General features: G+C 62.8%; 12 protein-coding genes and 2 pseudogenes. 9 read left to right on the top strand and 5 right to left on the bottom strand.

What is annotated here, in order from left to right; all coding sequences use genetic code 11:
• The first annotated feature begins 7 nt into the window (after positions 1-7).
• Positions 8-1,063 (top strand): glycosyltransferase, encoded by a 1,056-nt coding sequence (locus N7E02_RS17275; protein WP_286583532.1) that lies wholly within the window; start codon positions 8-10, stop codon positions 1,061-1,063.
• The gene (locus N7E02_RS17270) at positions 1,060-1,440 is read left to right on the top strand and encodes a GtrA family protein (RefSeq protein ID WP_286583530.1); all 381 of its coding nucleotides are present in this window, start codon (positions 1,060-1,062) and stop codon (positions 1,438-1,440) included. The genes N7E02_RS17275 and N7E02_RS17270 overlap by 4 nt, the downstream gene beginning before the upstream one ends.
• A gap of 13 nt (positions 1,441-1,453) precedes the next feature.
• Here N7E02_RS17270 and N7E02_RS17265 read toward each other — a convergent pair.
• Positions 1,454-2,439: pseudogene (locus N7E02_RS17265) on the bottom strand (Gfo/Idh/MocA family protein).
• A 168-nt stretch (positions 2,440-2,607) separates the two neighbouring features.
• On the opposite strand from N7E02_RS17265, the gene N7E02_RS17260 reads away from it, so the two are divergent.
• The 4 genes from N7E02_RS17260 (at position 2,608) to N7E02_RS17245 (ending at position 6,136) form a co-directional block, all read left to right on the top strand.
• Positions 2,608-3,555, top strand: a complete 948-nt coding sequence (locus N7E02_RS17260; protein WP_286583529.1) for an aldo/keto reductase — start codon at positions 2,608-2,610, stop codon at positions 3,553-3,555.
• Positions 3,556-3,680: 125 nt separating this feature from the next.
• Positions 3,681-4,640 carry an aldo/keto reductase gene (locus N7E02_RS17255; protein ID WP_286583527.1) on the top strand — a complete coding sequence of 320 codons (960 nt, stop codon included), beginning with the start codon at positions 3,681-3,683 and terminating at the stop codon, positions 4,638-4,640.
• Positions 4,641-4,704: 64 nt separating this feature from the next.
• On the top strand, positions 4,705-5,700 hold the full coding sequence (locus N7E02_RS17250) for an aldo/keto reductase (RefSeq protein ID WP_286583526.1): 996 nt from the start codon (positions 4,705-4,707) through the stop codon (positions 5,698-5,700).
• 76 nt (positions 5,701-5,776) lie between these two features.
• Complete coding sequence (locus N7E02_RS17245; protein WP_286583524.1) at positions 5,777-6,136, top strand: nuclear transport factor 2 family protein; 360 nt, start codon at positions 5,777-5,779, stop codon at positions 6,134-6,136.
• 19 nt (positions 6,137-6,155) lie between these two features.
• Here the strand turns inward: N7E02_RS17245 and N7E02_RS17240 are convergent, their stop codons facing one another.
• Positions 6,156-6,773 carry a hypothetical protein gene (locus N7E02_RS17240; RefSeq protein WP_286583523.1) on the bottom strand — a complete coding sequence of 206 codons (618 nt, stop codon included), beginning with the start codon at positions 6,771-6,773 and terminating at the stop codon, positions 6,156-6,158.
• A gap of 250 nt (positions 6,774-7,023) precedes the next feature.
• Here N7E02_RS17240 and N7E02_RS17235 point away from each other — a divergent pair, with 250 nt between their 5' ends.
• Together N7E02_RS17235 and N7E02_RS17230 are read left to right on the top strand one after the other, a co-directional pair.
• Positions 7,024-7,440 (top strand): MarR family winged helix-turn-helix transcriptional regulator, encoded by a 417-nt coding sequence (locus N7E02_RS17235; RefSeq protein WP_286583521.1) that lies wholly within the window; start codon positions 7,024-7,026, stop codon positions 7,438-7,440.
• Between the two features lie 42 nt (positions 7,441-7,482).
• Positions 7,483-7,878: a tautomerase family protein gene (locus N7E02_RS17230; protein WP_286583520.1), complete on the top strand. Its 396-nt coding sequence runs from the start codon at positions 7,483-7,485 to the stop codon at positions 7,876-7,878.
• Between the two features lie 13 nt (positions 7,879-7,891).
• On the opposite strand, the pseudogene N7E02_RS17225 reads toward N7E02_RS17230, so the two are convergent.
• Positions 7,892-8,868 (bottom strand): annotated as a pseudogene (locus N7E02_RS17225) (zinc-dependent alcohol dehydrogenase family protein).
• A 105-nt stretch (positions 8,869-8,973) separates the two neighbouring features.
• On the opposite strand from N7E02_RS17225, the gene N7E02_RS17220 reads away from it, so the two are divergent.
• Positions 8,974-9,825 carry a LysR family transcriptional regulator gene (locus tag N7E02_RS17220; protein WP_286583518.1) on the top strand — a complete coding sequence of 284 codons (852 nt, stop codon included), beginning with the start codon at positions 8,974-8,976 and terminating at the stop codon, positions 9,823-9,825.
• A gap of 50 nt (positions 9,826-9,875) precedes the next feature.
• On the opposite strand, the gene pheT is transcribed toward N7E02_RS17220, so the two are convergent.
• Both pheT and N7E02_RS17210 read right to left on the bottom strand, forming a co-directional pair.
• Positions 9,876-12,311 carry a phenylalanine--tRNA ligase subunit beta gene (pheT, locus tag N7E02_RS17215; RefSeq protein ID WP_286583517.1) on the bottom strand — a complete coding sequence of 812 codons (2,436 nt, stop codon included), beginning with the start codon at positions 12,309-12,311 and terminating at the stop codon, positions 9,876-9,878.
• Positions 12,308-12,742, bottom strand: a complete 435-nt coding sequence (locus N7E02_RS17210) for a GFA family protein (RefSeq protein WP_286583516.1) — start codon at positions 12,740-12,742, stop codon at positions 12,308-12,310. Before N7E02_RS17210 ends, pheT begins: the two co-directional genes overlap by 4 nt.
• Between the last annotated feature and the right edge of the window lie 2 nt (positions 12,743-12,744).

The following is a 12,744-nucleotide window of genomic DNA, read 5'->3' as shown; positions in this document are numbered from 1 at the left end:
GAAAATCATGATCGACGCCCCCGTTGACCCCACAGCCGCATCCCGTTCCGGCACCCTTACCGGCGATCTCTCGGTTGCCGTGCTGCTGCCTTGCTATAACGAGGCGTCGACGATCGAAGGGGTGGTGCGCGGTTTCCGCGAGGCGCTGCCCGGTGCACGCATCTATGTCTACGACAACAATTCGACGGATGGCACGGCGCTTAAGGCGATGCTCGCCGGTGCCGAGGTGATGCGCGAGCGACGCCAGGGCAAGGGCCATGTGGTGCGCCGCATGTTTGCCGATATCGAGGCCGATATCTATCTTATGGCCGATGGCGACGGCACCTATTCGCCCAGGGATGCCGAGGACCTTATCCGCACGCTTCTGACCGAGCGCGCCGACATGGTGGTCGGCACCCGCCGCGGCGTGCATGACGATGCCGGGCGTAACGGCCATGCTGCCGGCAATCGCCTATTCAACATCCTCTACCGGACAATCTTCGGCCGCGACTTTACCGATATCTTCTCCGGCTACCGCGCATTCTCGCGCCGTTTCGTCAAAAGCTTCCCGGCGGTTTCCGGCGGCTTCGAGATCGAAACCGAAATGTCGGTCCATGCCTCGCGGCTGAAGCTTCCCATTACCGAGATCGAACTCGATTACGGCCGCCGGCCGGAAGGCTCGCATTCCAAGCTTTCCACCTTCAAGGATGGCGCGAAGATCCTCTGGATGTTTGCCATGCTGATGAAGGAGACGCGGCCCTTCGCCTTTTTCGGCGCGATCAGCAGCGCCTTCATGCTGGCGAGCCTCACCTTCATGACGCCCGTGCTGATCGAATACTTCCAGACAGGGCTCGTCGACCGCATGCCGACCTGGGTCTTCTCGCTGGTGCTGATGGTTTTGTCGTTCCTGATGTTCACCGCCGGCCTGATCCTCGATTCCGTCTCACGGGCGCGCGCCGAGCAGCTGCGCATCCACTATATGAGCCTGCCTTTGCAAGGGCGGTCGTCGGTTGCCGATGAAACCGCAGGCCGCGACAAAGATCCTGGCAAAAGCACCCGGCGCGGTGCACAAAGCGCCGCATGAAACGTATCTTCTGGTTCCTGGCTGCAGGCGGCGGCGGCTTCCTGATCGATATCGGCGTAACGCACGCGCTTTTGACGCTAACGCCGATCGGCCCCTTCTTCTCCCGCATCCCGGCGATCATGGGCGCAATGTGCTTTACCTGGCTGGTGAACCGCAGCGTGACCTTCGATCCCTCGCCGCATTCGCTTGCCAAGGAAGGGTTCCGCTACTGGGCTGTCGGCATAACCTCGGCACTGCTAAACTACGGCATCTATTCGGCGCTGATCGCGCGCATCCCTGAGCTGCAGCCGGTGGCGGCGATCGTCTTCGCCTCGGCATCGGCGACCGCCTACAGCTTCTTCGGCTATTCGCGCTTCGTGTTCCGCCACAAGCAGTAGCGGTCGCTCTTCCTCAAACCGTCTCCCAACCGTCATGCTCCCCGGCGCGGTAGATCGCGTCGATGAAACGCTGGCTCTTCGCGGAGCTTTCCAGCGACACGATCTCGGCCTGCTCGCCGGCAATCGCCCTGGCAAAGGCCTCCGCCTGGCGACGATATTGCCGGCTGTCGGGGAAGCGGAAGATCTGCGAGACAGTGTGCTTCTGGTTGGTGAGCTCGATTTCCTCGGCCCCATAGCGGTCGGCATTGAAGGGTGACTTCACCTCGATAAAACCTTCGGTGCCGTGGAAGACCATGACCTGCCGGTTGGCCATCTGGGTGGCGATGTAGAAGCTCAGCTCGAACGCGCCGAAATCCGCCTTCACGCTCGCATAGATGTCGGTGCCGAAATCCGGGTCGCGACGCACCACCGCCTGGACGCGCTGCGGTTCCGACCCTGTCGCGAAGCGGGTCGCGATCGTCGGGTAGCAGCCGATATCCGGCAGGGCACCACCGCCGAGTTCGGGAATGTTGCGCATATTGCCGGCATCGCGGTTGAAATAGCTGAAGGCGCCCTGGACGTGTTTCAGCTCGCCGATCGTACCTTCGCTCAGCAATTCGCGCACCTTCAGCCAGACGGGCGCATAGGTGACCATATAGGCTTCCGAGACGACGACCTTGTTGCGGTCGCGTGCCTCGATCAGCGCATCGATCTCCGACGCCTTCAGGGCGAGCGGCTTTTCCACCAGGACATGCTTGCCGGCATTGGCCGCCTTGATTGCCCATTCGACATGCTGGCTGGTCGGCAACGGGATATAGACCGCGTCGATGACGTCTGACGCGAGCATCTCCTCGTAGGAGCCGAAAGCATGGGGGCGCCGAACCGGTCGGCCAGTGCCCGCGCCTTCGTCACGTCACGGCTCGCGACTGCCGTCACGACGCAGTTCTCCGCATCCTGGATCGCCGGCATCACGGCATCCCTGGCAATCTTAGCGGTGGATATTATCCCGAAACGCAGCATCGTAGCCTCCCTTACAAATGTTCCAGGAAGCTTAGGGTCGGCGACCGTTCGCTTCAATCCTCGAAAAATCACGCTGCCCCGAATTAGGAGATTGTGATCTCCCGATATTGGTCTAGCCTGTCATTTCCCACCCAGACTGCCCTCAGACCAGAAAATTCGGAGAATACCATGGACCCGCGCAAGCTCGGCCGCACCGGCCTTTCCATTTCGCCTGTCGTCTTCGGCGGCAACGTGTTCGGCTGGACCGCCGACGAAAAGACCTCCTTCGACCTGCTGGACCGGTTCTTCGACGCGGGCTTCAACACGATCGACACGGCCGACGTCTATTCCCGCTGGGCGGAAGGCCATACGGGCGGCGAGAGCGAGACCGTGATCGGCAACTGGCTGAAACGCGGCAGCGTTGCCCGCGACAAGGCGATCATCGTCACCAAGGTCGGTCACCCCTCGATGGGCGACGACAAGAAGCTGAAGGCAAGCTGGATCACGGAGGCCGTCGACCTGTCGCTGAAGCGCCTGCAGACCGACTATATCGACCTTTATCTCTCGCATTTTCCCGATGACGGCACGCCGCATGAGGAAACGCTCGGCGCCATGGCGAAGCTGAAGGAAGCCGGCAAGGTGCGGTCGATCGGCTGCTCCAATTTCTCGGCCGAGCAGTTGAAGGCCGCACTCGATGTCTCCGCCCGGGACGGCCTGCCGCGCTATGACGTGCTACAACCCGAATACAATCTCTACACCCGCGACAAGTTCGAAGGCGCGATTGCCGATCTCTGCATTGCCGAAGACATCGGCGTGATCAGCTTCTATGCGCTGGCCGCCGGCTTCCTCACCGGCAAATACCGCAAGCCGGAAGACGCTGAGGGCTGCGCCCGCGGCTACCGCATCCCGGACTATCTCAACGACAAGGGCACGCGCGTGCTCGCGGCACTCGATCAGGTGGCCGCCGAAACGGGCGCAAGCCTCGCCTCGATCGCCATCGCCTGGGTCGCGGCACGGCCAGGCATCACCGCGCCGATCGCCAGCGCCACCAGCCTGAAGCAGCTCGATGCGATGATCGCCGCCGGCAATCTCAAGCTGACCGATGCGCAGATGAAGCTGCTCAACGAAGCCCACTAAATAAGCGAGCCCTAACAACTTCGTGACTGGCGGCCCGGTGTGATCACCCGGCCGCCCGACCTAGATGGAGAAGAGCTGGCCGTCGCTCGTCGGCCTTCTTCAGGCAATCGATATTGGAGCATATAATGGATCTGCGCGTACTCGGCCGGACCGGCCTTTCCATCTCGCCCGTCGTCTTTGGCGGCAACGTGTTCGGCTGGACGGCAGACGAGAAGACCTCCTTCGATCTCCTCGACAAGTTCTTCGATGCCGGTTTCGACACGATCGATACTGCCGACTGCTATTCCGGCTGGGTCGACGGCAATGGCGGCGGCGAGAGCGAGACGATCATCGGCAAGTGGTTGAAGCAGTCCGGCCGCTCGCGCGACAAGGCCGTCATCATCACCAAGGTCGGCTCAAACATGCAAGGTTCGGCCGCCGAAAAGGGCCTAGACAAGGCCCGCGTCATGGAAGCGGTCGAAGGATCGCTGAAGCGGCTGCAGACCGACTATATCGACCTCTATCTCTCCCATTGGCCGGATCCGCAGACACCGCATGAAGAGACGCTGTCGGCCTTCGCGACGCTGAAGGAACAGGGCAAGATCCGCGCTATCGGCTGCTCCAATTTCGATGCGAGCCAGCTGCAGGCATCTCTCGACGCCGCGGACAAGGCCGGACTGCCGCGTTATGACGTGCTGGAGCCGGAATATAATCTCTACGATCGCGCCGGCTTCGACGGCCCGCTCGCCGAGCTTTGCCGCAAGCAGGATATCGGCGTCATAACCTATTTCAGCCTGGCCGCCGGTTTCCTGACCGGCAAGTACAAGAGCAAGGCCGAGGCTGAAGCCAACAGGAACCGCGGCGGCAAGGTGGCCGGATATTTCGACGAGCGCGGCACGCGCATCCTGGCCGCACTCGACGAGGTCGCGGCGGAAACCGGTGCCCAGCCGGCATCGGTCGCGCTTGCCTGGATCGCCCAGCGGCCGGCGATCACAGCCCCGATTGCCAGCGCCACCAGTCCCCGCCAGCTCGAGACGATGATTGCAGCCGGAAACCTGAAACTTTCGCGCGATCAGATGCGGCAGCTGGACGACGCCAGCGCCTGAGCCATATTCCTGACGGGCCGCGCCATGCGGCCCGCCTGTCAGCCTGGATCATGGAGAGCTCACCATGCAGACACGCAAGCTTGGAAAAGACCTCACCGTTTCGGCCATCGGCCTCGGCTGCATGGGCATGAGCCACGCCTATGGCGGCCAGGACGAAGCAAGCTCGATCGCAACCCTTCACCGAGCCGTCGAAATCGGCGTGACCTTCTTCGATACGGCCGAGGTCTACGGTCCGTTTGTCAACGAGGAACTGGTCGGCAAGGCACTGAAGCCCTATCGCGACAATGTGGTGATCGCCACCAAGTTCGGCTTCAAGATCGACCCGTCGAAGACGGATTCCGCCGCCATGTCCGGCCTCGACAACCGGCCGGACCACGGCCGGGAGGTCGCCGAAGCCTCGCTTAAGCGGCTCGGTGTCGACGTCATCGATCTTTTCTATCTGCATCGCCACGACCCGGAAGTTCCGATCGAAGATATCGTCGGCGCGATGGCTGAACTGGTGAAGGAGGGCAAGGTCAGGGCGCTCGGCCTTTCGGAGACCGGAGCCGGCATCATCCGCCGCGCCCATGCCGTCCATCCGATTTCCGCGCTGCAGAGCGAATACTCGCTCTGGACCCGCGATCCCGAAGGCGAAATCCTCGATACCTGCCGCGAACTCGGCATAGGCTTCGTGCCCTTCAGCCCGCTCGGCCGCGGTTTCCTGACCGGCAAGATACGGAGCGCGGCCGATTTCGGCGACGGCGATCTTCGCCGCAACATGCCACGCTTCGAGGCGGACAACATGGCGGCGAACCTCGCGCTCGTGACACTGGTCGAGGAAATGGCCGAGGCCAAAGGTGTAACCGCGGCGCAGCTCGCGCTCGCCTGGGTGCTGGCCAAGGGTGATTTCATCGTCCCCATTCCCGGCGCCCGCAAGATCCCGAATCTGGAACAGAACGCGGCGGCGGCCGACGTGACGCTGAGTGCCGAAGAGGTGCAGCGGCTGGACGACATGCTGTCCCCGGAGAAGATTGCCGGGGCGCGCTATGGCGCCGCTGCAGCCTGGACGCCGAGGCGGTAAATTGTCGAAACACCTCCGCGCGCTGTAGGTCCGGGATTACGCCTCTGCTATAGTTCCGACAGGGAGGAACCTCGCGATGTCGGAAGAAAAATCGGTCGAATCCGTCGTGCATCTCTATGTGGAAGGCATGGCCCATGCCCATGAGGGCGCCCTGCGAAAGGCCTTCCACGCCAAGGCATCCATCGTCGGCAATTACGAGGGAAAGGTCGAATGGCTTTCCCTCGACGATTTCGTCGCCGAGGTGATGTCCCAAGGCGTGCCGCCAGCCGGAACCCAGCCGCTCATCCAGATCGAGACGCTCGACGTGACGGGCGATGCCGCCTCGGTGAAGATCGTCGACGACTATGCGGGCATGCGCTTTTCCGATTACCTGTCACTGCTCAAGGTCGACGGCCGCTGGGTGATCGTCCACAAGGTCTATCACCTGCATTCCTGAAACGCGGCTGCCAGACCGGTCAGCGCGCCGGCTTCGGAAAGCCCTCGTACCATCGCGAATGGTCACCCTCGTGGTTCTCCATGCCGGGCTTGGTCAAGACACCGCGCGGGGCGACATAGCTCATGATCCGCCGCACCGGCCGCTCGTGCCACTGGATGTTGAAAGCCCAGAGTTTCGGAAAGAAGCAGAGCGAGGCATAGGGCATATGGTCGTGGATCCACCATGCCATCCTCTGCCAGTCGCCTTCCCGATCGCAATTGTCGATCAGCCACGGCACGACGACACAGGCCGTCGCGCCCATGCAGCCATCCGCATCCCGCCGGTCCCAGATATGGTCGGCAGCCGTCGCGGCATTGGTCGAGCAGTTGAGATTGTTGCGATTGCCGAATTCGTTGACCTCTGACGACCGGTAACCGGAGCGGATATGCAGCCGCCCGAACGTCGCCTGCAGCGGCTCCAGCAGTTCCTCGCAAAGACGTTTTCCGGCCTCGACCGCCAGATCCGGGTCACCGGGAATGTTCGGGATGCGATAGAAATCCGCGATCTCCGAATGAAGGAAATCGCGCAGGAGGAAATTTTTCGACAACCGGACACGCCCCAGATTTTCCAGTCCCTTCATCGAGTTCGGCTTGCGCATTTCCTCTCCCCTCCTCCGTCATGCTCGGGCTCGTCCCGAGCATCTGCCGACGGTCCATTCTCTCAACGGTAGCAGATCCTCGGGACGAGCCCGAGGATGACGACGCGTTTGGGTTGACCCTTCCAGCACTACGAAGCCCAAGTCCAAATCCGAGGCTAACTCTCGCCACCACCACGCACCACCCGGTTTCATCCGTCCAGCAAATCGAAATTATAATTGCATATGCAATTATGTGTGCTAGGCTGTCCTCATGTTCGACCACTGCCTCTACTTCAACACGACAGCACTTGCCCGCCAGCTCGAGCGGGTCTGGACGGAAGCGTTCAAGCCTTACGACCTGACCCCCTCCCAGGCCTTCACCCTGCGGGCGGTTCTGGCGAAGCCGGGCATGCTGCATAGCGAACTGGCGGGCACCTTGAAGATCGCCCGCGCCACGGCGACACGCGCCGTCGACGGTCTCGTCGCGCGCGGTCTTCTCGAACGGCGCGCGACAAAACGGGACGGACGGGAATGGGAAATCCACCCCACGCCATCCGCCGCCGAATTGAAGGACGCGCTGAACAACGCCAGCGGCGCGGTGACCGCCCGGCTGAAGCAGGAACTCGGCGACGGCGTGTTTGCCGATTTCGTCCTGCAGGCCCGCGCGATCGGCGGCCATCTACCCTGAGCCAAACCCATATAGTTGCATAGCTAACCAATGGAGAGAGACATGCCTATCCTGAATGTGAAAGTAAGCGGCGAACGCTCCGACGAGAAAACCCGCGCCATCGCCACCATGCTGACCGAGCTGACTGAGCGCATCCTCGGCAAGGATCCGGCGGTCACCGCGATCGCCATCGACTATGTCGATCCGCGCGACTGGATTGCCGGCGGCAGGACGCTTGCCGAGCAGGGCAAGTCGAGCGTCTATTTCGATATCAAGATCACCGACGAGACCAATACGAAAACCGAGAAGGCCGCCTATATCCAGGCCGCCTTCGAAGGTTTCGAGCGCCTCCTCGGCAATCTGCACGAGGAAAGCTACATCTATGTCGAGGACGCCCGCGCCGCCTCCTACGGCTACGGCGGGCGGACGCAGGAATGGCGCTACCAGCGGGCCTCGTGAGCCCGCTCGGATATCACGGGCTGATGACGTCGATGACGATCTTGCCCCTAGCCACCTTGTCACGAATGAGGGCATGGGCGTCGTCGGCCTGTTGCAGCGAAAAGCGGCGATCGTCCAGGCGCGGCATGAGCTTGCCGGCTTCGGCCAGCCGTGCCGCTTCCGCCAGGATGCGCCCATGCGCCTCACGCCCCTCACCGGTCAGCAGCGGCAGGAGCGCGAACACGCCGCTATAGCTCGCCGCCTTGAAGGAGAGCGGCGCCAGCGAATGGCTGCCCCAGCCAAGCGAACTCGTGACATGACCGAACCGACCCACCGCCTGAAAAGCGTCATCCAGCGCGCCGACGCAATCATAGACGACATCGAACCCCTTGCCGCCGGTCAGTTCGGCAACGTATTCCGCAACCGGTTTGCGCCGGTCGATCGGCGTCGCCCCCAGCGATTGCAGATAGTCCGCCGCGTCCTCCCGATCGACACCGAAGACGATCGCGCCACGAGCACGGGCAATCTGCACCGCGACATGCCCGACGCCGCCCGCCGCACCGATGACGAGCGCAGTCTCGCCGCGCCCGACATCAACGCGATCCATCAGACCTTCCCAGGCCGTAATAACGACGAGCGGCAAAGCCGCGGCTTGGCGCATCGACAGATTGGCCGGCTTTCTCGCGATCAGCCTCGCATCGACCACCGCATATTCCGCGAGCGATCCCTGCACGCCCCCACTCCACCGGTCATGCCATAAACCTCGTCGCCGACCTGGAAAGCCTCGACCCCTTCGCCGATAGCCTCGACCACGCCGGCGAGATCGATACCGAGTATGCCGGGCAGCGGATGCCTGGCATGAGCCGCGGTACCTGCCCTGATCTTGAGATCAAGCGGATTTACGCCGCTTGCATGGACCCTGACCAGCACCTCGCCGGCGCCCGCCACGGGCCTCTCAATTTCCCTGAGTTGAAACGGGCCGTTTTCGGCCTCGACGATCAATGCTTTCATGTCTTCAAGCTCCTTTTTCCTGGGCGCGGAACTTGACCCTTTTTCATCTGCATGGACATCGTAGATACTGTTTGACGATCATGCATTTTTGTTTGGATGGTGATGATGGAGTGGTGCGATTTGCGCGTCTTTCTGGCCATTGCCCGGGAGGGGACCCTCGGCGGTGCGGCGCGCGCCATCGGGCAGACGCAGCCGACAATGGGCCGGCGCCTGCGTGCGCTCGAGGCGTCGATCGGCCAGACGCTGTTCCAGCGCACCAATGACGGCTTTGTCCTGACCGATGAAGGTCAGTCCGTGCTCGCCCATGCGGAGCGCATGGAATACGAGGCAATCGCGCTGGAGCGGGAACTGGCGGGATCGCAGGCTCGCTTGAGCGGCCTTCTCCGGGTCTCGTGCTCGGACTGGTTCGGGGTCTTCATGCTGGCCCCCATCCTTGCGGACTTCGCCAAGCTGCATCCGAATGTCGTCGTCGAGCTTCTTACCGATCCGCGGCTTTACAGCCTGCCGCGCCGCGAGGCGGATCTCGTCTTCCGCATCACGCCCTTCGACGAGGCGGAAGTCGTTTCACGGCGACTGCTGCACATTCCCTACGGGGTCTATTGCAGGGCCGGCACGCGACACCCCGTCGCCGGCGATGGTAAAGGCTCGCGCCTTGTTCTCATGGATACCGCATTCGGCGGCATGCCGGATGTCGTGTGGATCGAAGCCAGGCTGCCAAACGCCACGGTCATCAACCGCAGCAACAATCGGGAAGTACAGGCCCGTCTCTGCGCCGCGGGCGTCGGCCTTGCCGTGCTCCCAAGGCCATTGGGAGACAGTACGGAGGGGCTGGAACTGGTCGATCTCGGCGAGCCGCCACCAGGACGCGACACATGGGTCGGCTATCACCGCGACATGCGGCGGATGCCGCGCCTGCGTGCACTGCTGGACCTCGTGGTCGAGCGACTGGCGCACTGAGGCCATAGACGGCCGCCCCGAAACCAGTCGGGGCAGCCGTATTTCAACATTCAGGCGCGCAGGACGCCGCCTGTGGTCTTCTCGACATTGGCGACGATCTTGCCGGTGAGCGCTTCGAAATCCTCGTCCGTCAGGGTCTTGTCGACCGGCTGGATGAGCACCTCGATCGCAACCGACTTCCTGCCCTCGCCGAGCGACGCGCCCTCGAACACGTCGAAGACATTGACGCCGGCGATCAGCTTGCGGTCGGCGCTGGTCGCCGCCTTGATGATCGCACCGGCTTCCACTTCGGAACCAACAACGAAGGCGAAGTCGCGCTTGACGGCCTGGAAAGGCGAAAGCTCGAGACCCGGCTTGGTGCGGGTAGCCTTCTTCTTCGGCTCAGGCATGGCGTCGAGATAGATCTCGAAGCCGCAGAGCGCGCCGGAAACATCGAGCGCGCCGAGCGTCTTCGGATGGAATTCGCCGAACGTGCCGAGCACGACTTTCGGACCCATCTTGATCGTGCCGGAACGGCCCGGATGATACCACGACGGTCCGCCCTGCTCGATCTGGACATTGGCCATGGGCAGGCCGCAGGCTTCGATCACGGCCAGCGCATCGGCCTTGGCGTCATAGACGTCGACCGGCTTGCCGCCGCCCTTGGCCGCATTCGACCACATGCGGCCGGCGCCGTTGATCGAGGCCGTGCCGCGACGGATGCCGCCGGCAACGCGACGCTGGCCTTCCGGCGTGTCGGTCTCATAGGTGCCCGACACTTCGAAGATCGCCACGTCGCCAAAGCCCTTGTCGGCATTGCGCTGGGCAGCGGTCAGGAGGCCCGGCAGAAGCGACGGGCGCATGTCGGACATGTCGGCCGCGATCGGGTTGGCGAGCTTCAATGCCGCCGAACCTCCGCCGAAGAGCTTTGCCTGGTCTTCCGGGATGAAGGACCAGGTGACGGCTTCCAGCATGCCGCGCGAGGCGAGCGCGCGCTTGGCGGTGCGGGTGCGGATCTGCAGCGTGGTCAGGATGCGGCCGTTGACGGCCGACAGCTTTTCGAGCGGCTCCGGCTTGATCTGGTCAACGCCGTGGATGCGCATGACCTCTTCAACGAGATCGGCCTTGCCATCGACATCCGGGCGCCAGGACGGCACTTTGACGGAAACCTTCTCACCCGAGCCTTCGACGGTGAAGCCGAGGCGGGTCAGGATTTCACGGCTTTCATCGGCAGAGATTTCAAGCCCGGTCAGGCGCTTGACTTCAGCGAACGGGAACTCGACGGTCTTTGCCGCATAGCCCTTGTAGCCGACGATCTTTTCCTTTGCAGGCGTGCCACCGCAGAGGTCGAGAACCAGTTGTGTCGTACGGTCGAGACCCGGAACCATGTATTCCGGATCGACGCCGCGCTCGAAACGGTAGCGGGCATCGGTGATGATGCCGAGCGTGCGGCCCGACTTGGCGATGTTGATCGGATCCCAGAGTGCGCTCTCGATCAGCACGTCGACCGTGTTTTCGTCGCAACCGGAATGCTCGCCGCCCATGATGCCGCCGATCGACTCGACGCCGTTGTCGTCCGCGATGACGACGTTGTTCGGACCAAGCTTGTATTCGCGCGTATCGAGCGCCAGCACCGACTCGCCTTCCTTGGCGCGGCGAACAGTGAGGTCGCCCTTCACCTTGGCCGCATCGAAGACGTGCATCGGGCGGCCCTGGTCGAAGGTCATGTAATTGGTGATGTCGACCAGCGCGTTGATCGGACGAAGACCGATCGCCTTGAGGCGCGTCTGCATCCAGGCCGGGCTCGGGCCGTTCTTGACGCCGCGCACGAGGCGCAGGCCGAAGCCGGGGCAGAGCTTTTCATCGTCGAGATCGATCGTAAGACCTACAGAAGTCTCGCCTTCGAGCTTCAGCGCAGGCGCTGCCGGAGCCTTCAGCGTGCCGAGGCCAGAGGCTGCGAGATCGCGGGCAATGCCGTAGATCGAGGTGCAGTCCGGACGGTTTGGCGTCAGGTTGATCTCGATCATCGGATCGTCGAGACCTGCATAGGTCGCGAAGGACGTGCCAACCGGCGCATCTTCGGGCAGGTCGATGATGCCGTCATGGCTGTCGGACATGTTGAGCTCTTTTTCCGAGCACATCATGCCGTGGCTTTCGACACCGCGGATTTTTCCCACACCGAGCGTCACGTCGAGACCGGGGACGTAATCGCCCGGACGCGCCAGGGCCCCAACCAGACCGGCGCGGGCATTCGGCGCGCCGCAGACGATCTGCAGCGGCTTACCGCCATTGACGTCGGGACCGGCATCGACCGACAGAACCTTGAGGCGATCCGCTTCCGGATGCTGTTCGGCCGACAGAACCTTGGCGATGACGAAGGGTTTGTAGGCCGCCTTGTCGTCGACATCCTCGACCTCGAGGCCGATCGCCGTCAGGCGCTCGCAGATCTGATCGAGGGTAGCATCGGTTTCAAGGTGATCCTTGAGCCAGGAAAGGGTGAACTTCATCGGTTGTCTCCTGAAGGCCTCGGCGCGGTCATGGTTTCCATCCGTGGCAGGCCGTCATCGATATGGAAGAAAGGAAGCTGCTCGCGCACATAGCCGTGCACGCGCGGCGGATAATTCTCCGGCGCATCCATGGCGCCGAGCATGAAGAAGATCTGGTCGCCGATACGCTCGTCACGATAGGCGATCGGCGCACCACAGGTGCCGCAGAAACTGCGGCTCACCGGCGCCTTGCCATAGGTCGAGCCGGTCTCGCCCTCGAAGGTTACGTCTTCGGTATGGAAACCGACAAAGGCTGCAGCCGGCGCACCACTCGCCCGCCGGCAATCGCTGCAGTGGCAGTAGCTCGCATAGATCGGCTCGGCTTTGGCCTCAAAGCGGATGGCACCACATCGGCATCCACCGGTGTGGCTGGCTGTCGTCTCAATGCTCATGA

It is taken from the genome of Terrirhizobium terrae, assembly GCF_030323265.1.
Lineage (GTDB): Bacteria > Pseudomonadota > Alphaproteobacteria > Rhizobiales > Rhizobiaceae > Neorhizobium.
Note: the sequence above shows the minus strand (reverse complement) of the source record. Positions and strands in the feature narration are given on the sequence as shown.

Coding starts and splice junctions, on each gene's coding strand:
- N7E02_RS17260 (WP_286583529.1), top strand. CDS start 2,608: ATGGACCCGCGCAAGCTCGGCCGCACCGGCCTTTCCATTTCGCCTGTC.
- N7E02_RS17270 (WP_286583530.1), top strand. CDS start 1,060: ATGAAACGTATCTTCTGGTTCCTGGCTGCAGGCGGCGGCGGCTTCCTG.
- pheT (WP_286583517.1), bottom strand. CDS start 12,311: ATGAAGTTCACCCTTTCCTGGCTCAAGGATCACCTTGAAACCGATGCT.
- N7E02_RS17275 (WP_286583532.1), top strand. CDS start 8: ATGATCGACGCCCCCGTTGACCCCACAGCCGCATCCCGTTCCGGCACC.
- N7E02_RS17230 (WP_286583520.1), top strand. CDS start 7,483: ATGCCTATCCTGAATGTGAAAGTAAGCGGCGAACGCTCCGACGAGAAA.
- N7E02_RS17245 (WP_286583524.1), top strand. CDS start 5,777: ATGTCGGAAGAAAAATCGGTCGAATCCGTCGTGCATCTCTATGTGGAA.
- N7E02_RS17210 (WP_286583516.1), bottom strand. CDS start 12,742: ATGAGCATTGAGACGACAGCCAGCCACACCGGTGGATGCCGATGTGGT.
- N7E02_RS17250 (WP_286583526.1), top strand. CDS start 4,705: ATGCAGACACGCAAGCTTGGAAAAGACCTCACCGTTTCGGCCATCGGC.
- N7E02_RS17240 (WP_286583523.1), bottom strand. CDS start 6,773: ATGCGCAAGCCGAACTCGATGAAGGGACTGGAAAATCTGGGGCGTGTC.
- N7E02_RS17220 (WP_286583518.1), top strand. CDS start 8,974: ATGGAGTGGTGCGATTTGCGCGTCTTTCTGGCCATTGCCCGGGAGGGG.
- N7E02_RS17235 (WP_286583521.1), top strand. CDS start 7,024: ATGTTCGACCACTGCCTCTACTTCAACACGACAGCACTTGCCCGCCAG.
- N7E02_RS17255 (WP_286583527.1), top strand. CDS start 3,681: ATGGATCTGCGCGTACTCGGCCGGACCGGCCTTTCCATCTCGCCCGTC.